This window comes from Amaricoccus sp. (assembly GCF_017995835.1).
GTDB lineage: Bacteria > Pseudomonadota > Alphaproteobacteria > Rhodobacterales > Rhodobacteraceae > Amaricoccus.
In genome coordinates this window covers 1-11,614 of sequence record NZ_JAGOID010000098.1, presented here as the reverse complement: position 1 = coordinate 11,614, position 11,614 = coordinate 1, and the positions used below count along the sequence as shown (strand labels likewise).

Sequence of the window (11,614 nt, the reverse complement as noted above, 5' to 3'; positions counted from 1 at the left end):
CCCCCGACCGCCCGCCCGTCACGCTCGCCCCGGACATCGCGTTCGCGCCCGGACGGGCGCACGAGATCACGGGCCCTGCCCGCCGCGCCCTGGCGCTGCTCATCGCGGCGCGGACCGCGGGCCCGGTGCTCTGGCTCGGACCGGCGTGGTCCCCCGAGCAGCTGATGGGCGACGGGATCGCCGATCTCGTCGAGCCCGGCCGCATCGTCCTCGGCGCCGGGCGCACCGCGACCGACCTGCTGTGGGCCGCCGAGGAGGCCGCCCGCGCCGGGCCCGTCGGCCTCGTCGTCGTCGAACTCGACCACCCCCCGGGCCTCACCCCGGTCCGCCGGCTCCACCTCGCGGCCGAAGCCGGCGGCGGCGCGCTCGTCCTGCTCCTCACCCCGGACGACGGCGGCGCGGCCGGGGTCGAGAGCCGCTGGCGCGCCGATCCCGCCCCCGGCTGGGCCGTGGACGGCGCCCCGCGCTGGCGCATCGCCCGCCTGCGCTCCCGCGTCGCCCCCCCTGCCGCCTGGACCCTCCGCCTGACGGCAGGCGGCGGCGCCCCCGTCGCAGCCCGGGCGGACTGACGCCGCGGGGCGGCCCGCGCGGCGCGGATCTTGGATTGCGACCAATCACTCCGTCTCCGCCTGACCCCTGCGGCATGGCCCGCCCCCGCGCAGCCCAGGCTGCGCCCATCCGATTTCTCCCCGGATCGCACTTGCCGGGCGCCGGTGGCGCCCGCGCGATCCGGTCGGCCCGCGCCGCAAGCGCGGGCCGAGAGGCCATCCGTTATCCCCGAAGCTCGCATCGGCGCGCGGCTGCCCTGGCTGGCGCGGAACGCGCCTGCCCGTCACGCCGAAGGCGTGCCTTCGGCACGACAGGGCAGTCGCGTGCCGATTTCGCCAACGGTCGAAATCGGCGGGGATATCGGCGGGGTCTCCGCAACGCATCGACCGAACCGATCAAGCGGAGTTGGGATTATTTCATGGGGCGCGAGACCCCGACCCGTCGCCCCCACGACCAGCGCCCGACGCGGCGGGGGTCGCGCCGCGTCGGGCAGGAGGACACGCTCACAACACACAAGCAGGCGACAACACACAAAGGCGACAACACATGCGGCGGCCGACGCCGGCCTCCGGCGCGGGGCGCGCGGCTAGAACGGCGCCCCGACCTCGCGCGCGATCCGCTTCAGATCGTCGCGGGTCAGACCGACATCGGCGAGGAGCGAGTCGTCCATCTCGGCGAAGCGACGCAGGATGTCCCGGTCGCGCGCCCGGGCGTTCGCCGCTGCGATCCTGCGGCGCAACGCCTCGATCAGCCCGACGAGGCCCCCGAAGAACCTCGGCTTCGGGGCGGGAAGGGTGGTGGTGGCCATGACGGTTCTCCGTGGACAGCGACCCCGTCGGCCGCCGATGCCCCCTTGTCGCCCGCGGGCCGTGACCGCTGCGTGAGGCTCCCGTGACGGCGTCACGTCGGGCGCAAGCGTCCGGCCTTCCGGCTTGGCGCGGGCCGTCCGCGCCCCTACCTCTGCCGTCATGACGCTCCGCGACCTGCTGACGCCGCGCCCCGAAGGCCTCTACTGCCCCGCGGGCGACTTCCACATCGATCCGGTGCGCCCGGTCGCCCGCGCCCTGATCACCCACGCCCATTCCGACCACGCCCGCCCCGGCCACGCCGCCGTGCTCGCCACCCGCGAAACCCTCGACATGATGGCGATCCGACTCGGCGACGACTTCGCCGCCAGCCGCCAGCCCATCGCCCTCGGCGAGACGCTCGACCTCGGCGGCGCCCGCGTCCGCTTTCACCCCGCCGGCCACGTCCTCGGCTCCGCCCAGATCGCCGTCGAGGCCGGCGGCCGCCGCGCCGTCGTCTCCGGCGACTACAAGCGCACGCCCGACCCGACCTGCGCGCCCTTCGAGCCCGTCGCCTGCGACCTCTTCGTCACCGAGGCGACCTTCGGCCTGCCGGTCTTCCGCCACCCCGACCCGGCCGACGAGACGCGCAAGCTCCTCGCCTCGCTGGCGCAGTTCCCCGACCGCGCCCACCTCGTCGGCGTCTACGCGCTCGGCAAGGCGCAGCGGCTGATCCGCCTCCTGCGCGACGCCGGCCACGACGCGCCCATCCACGTCCACGGCGCGCTCCGCCGGCTCTGCGACTACTACGCCTCCCGCGGCATCGACCTCGGCGAGATCGCCGACGCCACCGCCGCCGATCGCGGCGGCGTCGGCGGCGCCGTCGTCCTCGCCCCGCCCTCCGCCTTCGGCGACGTCTGGATCCGCCGCTTCGCCGATCCGCTCGTCGGCTTCGCCTCCGGCTGGATGCAGATCCGCGCCCGCGCCCGCCAGCACGGCGCCGAGCTTCCCCTCGTCCTCTCCGACCACTGCGACTGGGACGGCCTGACCGCCACCCTCACCGAGCTTTCCCCCGCCGAAACCTGGGTCACCCACGGCCGCGAGGAAGCCCTCGTCCGTTGGTGCGCGCTGAACGGCCTCGCCGCCCGCCCGCTGCACCTCGTCGGATACGAGGACGAGGCAGAGGATTAGCCGTCTTGAATTACCAAGTTAAATCAGACGCTTGTCAGCGTATCACGCGTGATAGGGCGCCCCGCTGATGCGCCGCTTCGCCGCGCTCCTCGAACGCCTCGCCTTCACGCCGGCGCGCAACGGCAAGCTCCGGCTGCTCGCCGACTACCTGCGCGACACCCCCGACCCCGACCGCGGCTGGGCGCTGGCGGCGCTGACCGGCGGCCTCGACGTCGCCTCGGTCAAGCCGGCGCTCCTGCGCGACGTCACCACCGCCCGCGTCGACGCCGAGCTCTTCGCCCTCTCCCACGACTTCGTCGGCGACCTCGCCGAGACGATCGCGCTGATCTGGCCGACCCGCGGCAGCGCCGACGCCCCCCGCCTCGCCACGGTCGTCGACACGCTCCACGCCGCCTCCCGCCGCGAGGCCCCGCAGGTGGTCGAGCGCCTGCTGGACCGGCTCGACCCGCCCGCCCGCTTCGCGCTCCTCAAGCTCGTCACCGGCGGCCTGCGCGTCGGCGTCTCCGCCCGCCTCGCCAAGCAGGCGCTGGCCGACCTCGGCGGCCGCGACGTCGCCGACATCGAGGAGGTCTGGCACGGGCTCGCGCCCCCCTACGCCGCCCTTTTCGCCTGGCTGACCGCGGCCGGCCCCCGCCCCGCCCCGGCCAGCGACGCGCCGTTCCGCCCGGTCATGCTCTCCCACCCGCTCGGGGCCGAGGACCTCGCCCGCCTCGACCCCGCCGACTTCGCCGCCGAATGGAAATGGGACGGCATCCGCGTCCAGGCCGCCGCCGGAAACGGCCGCCGCCGGCTCTATTCCCGCACCGGCGACGACATCACCGCCGCCTTCCCCGACCTCGTCGAAGCCCTTGCCTTCGACGGCGCCATCGACGGCGAGCTTCTCGTCCGCGCCGGGCACGGCGGCGTCGCAAGCTTCTCCGACCTCCAGCAGCGCCTCAACCGCAAGTCGGTCACCCCCGCGCAGATGCGCCGCTTCCCGGCCTTCCTGCGCGCCTACGACCTCCTCGCCCTCGACGGTCGCGACCTGCGCCCCCTGCCCTTCACCGAGCGCCGCGCCGCGCTCGAAGCCCTCGCCCCCGGCCTCGACCCCGCCCGCATCGACCTCTCGCCGCTCCTGCCCTTCGCCACTCGCGACGACCTCGCCCGCCTGCGCGACACGCCCCCCGAGCCGGTGATCGAGGGCCTGATGCTAAAACGGCGCGACAGCCCCTACCTCGCCGGCCGGCCGAAAGGCCCCTGGTGGAAATGGAAGCGCGACCCCCGCCTCGTCGACGCGGTGCTGATGTACGCCCAGCGCGGCCACGGCAAGCGGTCGGGCTTCTACTCCGACTTCACCTTCGGGGTCTGGGCGGCGGACGACACGCTCGTGCCTGTGGGCAAGGCCTATTTCGGCTTCACCGACGCCGAACTGGCCGAGATCGACCGCTGGGTGCGCCACAACACCACCGACCGCTTCGGCCCGGTCCGCGCCGTCCGCGCCGATCCCGACCACGGCCTCGTCTTCGAGGTCGCCTTCGAGGGCCTCGCCCGCTCGACCCGCCACCGCTCCGGCCTCGCCATGCGCTTCCCCCGCATCTCGCGCCTGCGCCGCGACAAGCCCCCGCGCGAGGCCGACCGCATCGAGACGCTGGAGGCGATGCTGCCGCCGGGCACCGAAGATTAACGCGCTATCCCGACGATTTTACCATGCATATGGATCGTGCATGGTTCGTGCATGCGCCGTGCATCGAGCGAATCCGCGTAAACCCTTGGCTCCGCGGCCTTCGGCCCTACTCCGCCGCCAGCTGCTTCCGCTCCATCCGCTCCAGCCGCGCCTGCTCCTCGACGATGTAGTCCCGCGACAGCGGCACGGCGTCGATGCGGCGGGTGAGCTGCATCTGGAAGACCTCCGACGCGCCGCCGGTGAACATCTCCTCGGCGGCGAGCAGGTAGAACTCCCACATCCGGCAGAACCGCTCATCGTACATCGCCGCCGCCTCGGCCCGGCGGGCCTGGAACCGTTCCTGCCAGTGCCGGAGCGTCCTGGCGTAGTGCAGACGCAGGAACTCGACGTCCGTCACCCAGAGGTGGCTCCGCTCGACGACGGGGAAAACCTCTGACATCGCAGGCGCATAGGCGCCGGGAAAGATGTACTTGCGGAAGAACGGGCTCGCCACGTTCGGCGGGCTCATGTGGCCGATCGAGTGCAGAAGCATGACGCCGTCCGGCGCCAGCAGCCGGTAGGACTTGCCGAAGAACTCCGCGTAATGGCGCACGCCCACGTGCTCGAACATGCCGACCGACACGATCCGGTCGAAGGTCCGGTCGAGCTGGCGATAGTCCAGCAACTCGAAGCGGACCCGGTCCGAAAGCCCCTCCGCCCCGGTCCGCTCGACCGCGAGCGCCAGTTGCTCCTTCGAGAGGGTGACGCCCAGAACCTCCACGTCGGCGACGCGCGCCAGGTACCGCGCGAGTCCGCCCCAGCCCGAGCCGATGTCCAGCACCTTCATGCCGGGCTCCAGCCGGAGCTTGGCCGCGATCAGCCGGCACTTGGCGAGCTGCGCCTCCTCGAGCGTCTCGTTCCCGCGGCGGAAATAGGCGCAGGAATAGAACATCTCCCGGTCGAGGAAGAGCTCGTAGAGCGCATTGCCGAGGTCGTAGTGACGCGAAACGTTCTCCTGCGCCTTGCCGATCGGGTTCGCCTCGAGCGCGCGCTTGAGGGCCTTGTTGAGCCGCTCGAGCGCGCGTTGCTGCGGCTGATCGAACAGGGTCCGCCGGTTCGCGGAGAACACGGCGAGCAGGTCGCGCACCCCGTAGCCGTCCTCGAAGATCAGCTTGCCGTCCATGTAGGACTCGGCGGCGTGAAGCTCCGGATTGAGAAACAACTTCCAGTAGAGGGACTTGTCGGTCAGGCGTATCTTGCAGGAAGGTCCGGGCTCGCCGCCGAACACGTGCGTCTTTCCGTCGGCGTCGGTGACGGTGAGACTGCCCTTCCTGACGAAGCCTGCGAGCATCTTGGAAAGCGGGAACATGAACGACCCCCCTGGCGTGCATGATTATCTGGAGAACCAATATGCGCCCCGGCGCGGGCGCGTCCACCCCGAGACAATTCGCGCAACAGGTCGCGACCCTTTCGACCGCGAAACGCGGCGCTGCTGCGTCAGGCGCTGCTTCAGAACTGCCCGCGTTCGCGCCTCAGCCGCTCACCGATCAGGCAGTCGGCCGCCGGCTCGCCCGCAGCTTGTCGAAGCCGCTCCGGCGGATCGCCCCCGATCAGCTCGCGAAACAGCTTCCGGCGGATCGCCGGGGCGAGTTCCGCCACGTCGGCGGCCGGCATGACGAAGGCGGCGGGCCCGCCGATCACGCAGTCCTCGAAGTACCGCGGCAGGTCGGCGAGACCGCGCGAAGGCCGGATGACGATCGGCAGCCCGTTGATCGTGACCCCGGCGGCGAGCGCGCGGTCGCGCGCCTCGGTCACCGGCGGTCCGATGTTGTTCGGTCCGTCGCCGGATACGTCGATCACCCAGCTGTCGGCGGCGAATTCGGCCGAGGCGATCAGCGCCAGGCCGTAGTCGATGGCGCGCGCGATCGAGGTGCCGTGGTTCGTGCGGACCGGCAGCGCCTCGAGGTCGCGTGCGAACGCCTCGAGCGCGGGCCGGCCGTCGATCACCCGCCACGGCACCATCGAGGCCTCGCGCACCTGTCCCGCCCATTCGAACAGGGTCAGCGCGACCCGCCCGGTGCGCCCGGCCGCGACGATGCGCGCGAGATCGGGATGGCGCAGCGCGTCGAGGTAGCCGGTCCGCTGCACGGCCAGCTCCTCCAGATCCATCGAGCCGGAGACATCCACGGCGAGCACGATCGCCGTGTCGACGACGATGTGATCGTCAGCCCGGGCGGAGCCGCACAACGCCGCCGCGATGACCGCCGCCCGCGCCGCCACTTCGATCATGCCGTTCTCCCGAGATGCCGCTGCAAGGCTAGCCCGCCCGCGACACACGGCGGCTCACAATCCCGTGGACGCAGCGACCGGAACGCTCGGACTGGCGCAGGGACCGGCCGCGACCTGCTTCCGCGCCGGATCGCGCAGGACCGGCCGGCGATCCCGGTTGCCGCCACGGATCGCCACCCTGCCGGGCCGCCGGCGCCGCGGAGACGCCTCGGCGGATCGCCAATCCTAGAGCCCCATGCCCGGCGGCGCGACGGTGGCGGTCGCGAACGGGTCCGGGAGTTCGATCCGGTTCCAGCAGCGGACGAGCTCCTCGATCGCCCGGGATGCGCCGTCGAGCGGGAAGGCGGCCAGGCGGCGGCCCGCGTCGCTGTAGACCGCGGCCTCGGCGCCCTCGGTCAGGCCGGCGAGGAAATCCGCCGCCGCGACCGCGTCGTCGAGAAAGACCGCGACCGAGCCGTCGCTCCCCGTCCCCTCGACGTCCCATCCCGTGCGGTCGACGTCGATGCGAAAGCGCACCGCCCCCTCCCGCATCCGCCATTCGGGATCGCCGACGAGGATCGCCGCCGCGCCGGTGTCATAGCCGACCACCGAAAGCCATTGCCCCTCGGCGTTCACGGTGTCTGCCGCGCACCAGGAGCCGCGGGCCGCAGCGTCGTAGGTGTGCTCGACCGACCAGCGCCCGGCCGCAAAGAGCGGCGTGCTGTCGAACTGGTCCGCTCCCGCAGCGCCCGTCGCCCCGGCCCACAAAGCCGCCGCGCCGGCAATAGCCGCCCACCTCCGCATCGTCCGCCCCCACCCCCGAAAACGAAACAAGTCTACACAAATCGGGGCCATTCCGCGCGGGCGGCAGCGCGGCGGGGTTAACGGCGCCGGCGAAACGGGCGCCCCCTCAGTGGTTGTCGCGCGGGACGCCCATCGTCTGGGCGATCCGGCGGTACTTCACCGCCGGTTCCAGCACCGCTCCGGTCTCGAGCTCGCCCACCAGCGCCCGCTGGATCTCCTGCCACGGGGTCTGGCTGTCCGGATAGCGATAGCCGCCGGCCGCCTCGAGCCGCTCGCGCCGCGCCGCCAGCTCCTCCTCCGGGACGAGCAGGTCGAGACGCCCCTCGTTCAGATCGAGCACCACCCGGTCGCCCGTCTCGATGAGGGCGAGCCCGCCCATCGAGGCGGCCTCCGGCGAGGCGTTGAGGATCGAGGGGCTGCCCGACGTTCCCGACTGCCGCCCGTCGCCGACGCAGACGAGGCTCGCCACCCCGCGCTTCAGCAGATACTCCGGCGCGCGCATGTTCACCACCTCGGCCGCGCCCGGATAGCCCTTGGGCCCGGCGCCGCGCATGAAGAGCATGGTGCTCTCGTCGATGCCGAGCGCGGGATCGTCGATGCGGTGGTGGTAGTCCTCCGGCCCGTCGAACACCACCGCCCGCCCCTCGAAGCGGTTGGGGCTCGCCGGGTTCGACAGGTAGCGGTCGCGGAACTCCTTCGAGATCACGCTCATCTTCATCACCGCCGAATGGAAGACGTTGCCGGTCAGCACCTTGAACCCGGCCCGCTCCTTCAGCGGCCGGTCATAGGGCCGGATGACGTCCTCGTCGACGATGACCGCGCCGCGATAGCACTCGCCCACCGTCTTGCCGCTCGCCGTCATCACGCTCTCGTCGATCTCGCCCGCCGCGATCAGCTGGCCGAAGACCGCCGGCACGCCGCCGGCGTGATAGTAATCCTCGCCGAGATACTCGCCCGCCGGCTGGAGGTTGACGAGGAGCGGGATGCGCTCGCCGTGCTCCTGCCAGTCCTCGATGCCGAGATCGACGCCGAGATGGCGGGCGATGGCGTTGAGATGGATCGGCGCGTTGGTCGAGCCGCCGATGGCCGAGTTGACCTTGATCGCGTTGAGGAAGGCGCCGCGGGTCATGATGTCGGAGGGCTTCAGGTCCTCGCGCACCATGTCGACGATGCGCTTGCCGGTGCGCCAGGACATCTCCTGCCGGTCGCGATAGGGCGCGGGGATCGCCGCGCCCCCCGGCAGCTCCATTCCCAGCGCCTCGGCGAGCGAGTTCATCGTGGTCGCCGTGCCCATGGTGTTGCAGTAGCCGGTCGAGGGCGCCGAACTCGCCACGAGGTCGATGAAGCCCGCATAGTCGATCTCGCCGCGCGCCATCATCTCGCGCGCCTTCCAGACGATCGTCCCCGAGCCGGTGCGCTCGCCGCGGAACCAGCCGTTGAGCATCGGCCCGACCGAGAGCGCGATCGCCGGCAGGTTGACCGTGGCCGCCGCCATCAGCAGCGCCGGCGTCGTCTTGTCGCAGCCGACGGTCAGCACCACGCCGTCGATCGGATAGCCGTAGAGCAGCTCGACCAGCCCGAGATAGGCGAGATTGCGGTCGAGCCCGGCGGTCGGGCGCTTGCCGGTCTCCTGGATCGGGTGGACCGGGAACTCCATGGCGATGCCGCCCGCTTCGCGGATGCCCTCGCGCACGCGATTGGCGAGCTCGAGATGATGCCGGTTGCAGGGCGACAGATCCGATCCGGTCTGCGCGATGCCGATGATCGGCTTGCCCGACTGCAACTCCTCGCGGCTGACGCCGTAGTTCAGGTAGCGCTCGAGATAGAGCGCCGTCATGTCCGGGTTGCCGGGATTGTCGAACCACGCGCGCGAACGCAGCGGACGGGCGGGCACGTCGGTCATGGCGGTTCCTTCCCCGGGGTGATCTCTTGCCAACAGCCCTATGAAGCCGACGCCGGGGGCCTTGGCAAGCGACGGGTCCAAACGTTCTTCCACGCTTGACCTTCCAGCTGGGGGAAGCCGCATGATCGGCGCGACTCCCGTCCTGCATGAGGAACGACCGGAATGCGCCACGCCCCCGTCCTAGCCATCCTTGCCGCCGCGCTCGCCGTGCCGGCGCTCGCCGCCGGCGAGTTCGCCGGCCGCGACCCCGCGTCCGCCCCCCTCGTCGTCGCGCAGGCCGAGAGCCACGCCGGTCACGTCGCGCCGGAGGCGGCGGACGAGGCCCCCGCCGTCGCGGCGTACCGCGCCGCCAATGCGCGGATGCATGCGGGAATGGACATCGCCTACAGCGGCGACGCCGACATCGACTTCGCCCGCGGCATGATCCCGCACCACCAGGGCGCCCTCGACATGGCCCGCGTCGTCCTCGAATACGGCGACGACCCCCGGATGCGCGCGCTGGCCGAAGCCGTCGTCGAGGCCCAGGAGGCGGAGATCGCCGTCCTCGAGGCCTGGCTCGCAGAGAACGACGCCGCCAGGTGAACGGCGAAGCGCGCCTGCCCCGCCGCGACCTGCGGCGAACGGGCTACCGCGCCGGGGCGGCGCCGACCGCCCGATGGAAGGGGAGCGCCTCCACGCGGCGCGCGATCTCGGCCAGCATGTCGCGATAGGCCGGGCTGTCCACCGCGCCGAAACGGGTCCGGAACTCCGCCTCCGAAAGGCCGCGCGGCAGGTCGGAGACGTCGGGCAGCACGTCGCTCTCCTCGTCGACCAGCGCCAGCATCGCCGGCCACCGGTCCGCCGGCGCCGCAAGGAAGGCCGCCGCCAGCCGCGCCCCGGCGAGGTTCGCCGCCATGTCGTCGAAGCTGAATCCGGTGCCGCCCTCGCCGCTGTCCAGGATCTCCTTGACCTCGCCGACGCCGAAAGCGGCCGGACCGCCCCCCTCGGCATAGAGCCCGGCGGAGACGAGGAAATGGCGCTTCAGGTCGATCCGCCCCGCGAGCGTCGTCTCCGCGCAGTGGTTGCGCTCGCCGCGCATCTGCTCGCGCAGGCGCACCCCGACCGCCGTGCCGATCGCCGGCTCGCCGCAATAGATCGCGAGCGCTAGGAAGCCCGCCGCCAGCCGGTCGCGATCCGACACCTCGCCCCAGCGCCGGGACATGCGGTCCGCGCGCGTCACCACCGCCCCGATGTAGGGGAGCACCGAGCCGCTTCGCGGAAGCGCGCCTTGGTCCCCCCCCTTGTCGAGCCACCAGAGCTGCGCGAAGACCGGTCCGTTCTCGCCGCCGCCGAAGTCGAAGCGCTCCCGCAGCCGGTCGATCAGCGATCTGCGCGTCGCCGGATCGAAGCCGAAGGCGACGTCCAGCCGGCCGCCGGCGGCGTCGAGCCCGACGATCCCCGCCATCGCCTCGCGCCCGACGCCGGGCATGTCGAGCGCATGATCGGCTGCGCGAACCATCGCAGCCTCGACGAGCGCGGGCGGCAGCGGCAGCTTGCCGAGCCGCGCCCGCGTGACCTCGAGCCCCTCCGGACCGGCGGCGAAGCCGAGCCGCAGGTTGGCCCAGAACGGCGCCGGCAGCTGCGGCGGCCCGAGCGACAGCGTGAGCCCGACATCGCCGTCCCCGAGTTGCGCGCCGGCGGCCGCGCCCGGCACGAGTCGCCCCGCCGCGGCGAGCAGCGCCTCCACCTCGCCGTCCGCGAGCGACAGCCGCCCGTCGGCCCCGCCGCTCTCGACGAAGGCCTGTAGCGTCTGGCCGGCGGCGAGTGCGGCCCGGGCGCCCACGGCGTCCGGCGCAGCGAGCGGAGCTCGCGGCCGGGTCTCGACGGCAAGCGCGAGAATGACCGAAACTGTCAGCGCCAGCACGCCGAGAATCGCAACGGCCGGGCGCAGGCGCCGACGCGGTTGCGCCGGATGATCCACGATGGGAGACGACATGGCCCCGCTCTCGTGCCGCGACGCCGGACGCCGCGCAAGCCCCGAAGCCGCACGTTCACGCGACCATGTCGCCGCATGGTTACAGTGCGCCGGCGCGCCGGGCGCCCGGCCGTGACCGCGGCCCTTGCCCGACTCGCGGCCGAGTTCCCCGGCGCCGTCCTCGCCGAGCCGGAGGGCATGGCGCCCTACCTCGTCGACTGGTTCGGCGCGGCCCGCGGCGCGGCGCTCGCGGTGCTGCGCCCACGCGACGTCGCCGAGGTGCAGGCGATGCTGCGCGCCTGCGGCCGGCTCGGCCTCGGCGTCGTGCCGCAGGGCGGCGCGACGGGGCTGGTCGGGGGCGCGCTGCCAAGCGACCCCGAGGCCCACGTGGTCCTCGCCCTCGGACGGCTCAACCGCATCCGCGCGCTCGACCCGGACGACTATTCCTGCGTCGCCGAGGCGGGCTGCGTCCTCCAGACGGTCAAGGACGTCGCGGCCGAGGCGGACCTGTTCCTGCC

General features: G+C 72.8%; 11 protein-coding genes. 5 read left to right on the top strand and 6 right to left on the bottom strand.

Features of this window, described 5'->3' with window-relative positions:
- A partial coding sequence (locus KBA23_RS13510; protein WP_366935317.1) for a hypothetical protein occupies window positions 1-569 on the top strand: 569 nt, incomplete at its 5' end.
- 566 nt (window positions 570-1,135) lie between these two features.
- On the opposite strand, the gene KBA23_RS13505 is transcribed toward KBA23_RS13510, so the two are convergent.
- On the bottom strand, window positions 1,136-1,357 hold the full coding sequence (locus KBA23_RS13505; protein WP_290741785.1) for a hypothetical protein: 222 nt from the start codon (window positions 1,355-1,357) through the stop codon (window positions 1,136-1,138).
- 160 nt (window positions 1,358-1,517) lie between these two features.
- Here KBA23_RS13505 and KBA23_RS13500 point away from each other — a divergent pair, with 160 nt between their 5' ends.
- Both KBA23_RS13500 and KBA23_RS13495 read left to right on the top strand, forming a co-directional pair.
- Entirely contained in the window at window positions 1,518-2,525 is a 1,008-nt protein-coding gene (locus tag KBA23_RS13500) for a ligase-associated DNA damage response exonuclease (protein ID WP_290741783.1), read from the top strand.
- Between the two features lie 67 nt (window positions 2,526-2,592).
- The gene (locus KBA23_RS13495) at window positions 2,593-4,188 is read left to right on the top strand and encodes a cisplatin damage response ATP-dependent DNA ligase (RefSeq protein WP_290741781.1); all 1,596 of its coding nucleotides are present in this window, start codon (window positions 2,593-2,595) and stop codon (window positions 4,186-4,188) included.
- A 106-nt stretch (window positions 4,189-4,294) separates the two neighbouring features.
- On the opposite strand, the gene KBA23_RS13490 is transcribed toward KBA23_RS13495, so the two are convergent.
- The 4 genes from KBA23_RS13490 to KBA23_RS13475 form a co-directional block, all read right to left on the bottom strand.
- On the bottom strand, window positions 4,295-5,536 hold the full coding sequence (locus tag KBA23_RS13490; RefSeq protein ID WP_290741779.1) for a cyclopropane-fatty-acyl-phospholipid synthase family protein: 1,242 nt from the start codon (window positions 5,534-5,536) through the stop codon (window positions 4,295-4,297).
- A gap of 140 nt (window positions 5,537-5,676) precedes the next feature.
- Complete coding sequence (locus tag KBA23_RS13485) at window positions 5,677-6,456, bottom strand: DUF1194 domain-containing protein (protein WP_290741777.1); 780 nt, start codon at window positions 6,454-6,456, stop codon at window positions 5,677-5,679.
- Between the two features lie 225 nt (window positions 6,457-6,681).
- On the bottom strand, window positions 6,682-7,239 hold the full coding sequence (locus KBA23_RS13480; protein WP_290741775.1) for a hypothetical protein: 558 nt from the start codon (window positions 7,237-7,239) through the stop codon (window positions 6,682-6,684).
- A 106-nt stretch (window positions 7,240-7,345) separates the two neighbouring features.
- Window positions 7,346-9,142: an IlvD/Edd family dehydratase gene (locus tag KBA23_RS13475; RefSeq protein ID WP_290741773.1), complete on the bottom strand. Its 1,797-nt coding sequence runs from the start codon at window positions 9,140-9,142 to the stop codon at window positions 7,346-7,348.
- A 162-nt stretch (window positions 9,143-9,304) separates the two neighbouring features.
- Here KBA23_RS13475 and KBA23_RS13470 point away from each other — a divergent pair, with 162 nt between their 5' ends.
- Window positions 9,305-9,724, top strand: coding sequence for a DUF305 domain-containing protein (locus tag KBA23_RS13470; RefSeq protein WP_290741771.1), 420 nt, complete (start codon window positions 9,305-9,307; stop codon window positions 9,722-9,724).
- Window positions 9,725-9,767: 43 nt separating this feature from the next.
- Here KBA23_RS13470 and KBA23_RS13465 read toward each other — a convergent pair whose 3' ends face one another.
- Window positions 9,768-11,117 carry a hypothetical protein gene (locus tag KBA23_RS13465; RefSeq protein ID WP_290741769.1) on the bottom strand — a complete coding sequence of 450 codons (1,350 nt, stop codon included), beginning with the start codon at window positions 11,115-11,117 and terminating at the stop codon, window positions 9,768-9,770.
- 111 nt (window positions 11,118-11,228) lie between these two features.
- Between KBA23_RS13465 and KBA23_RS13460 the strand changes: the two genes are divergently transcribed.
- On the top strand, window positions 11,229-11,614 hold a 386-nt coding region (locus tag KBA23_RS13460), incomplete at its 3' end, for an FAD-binding protein (protein ID WP_290741767.1).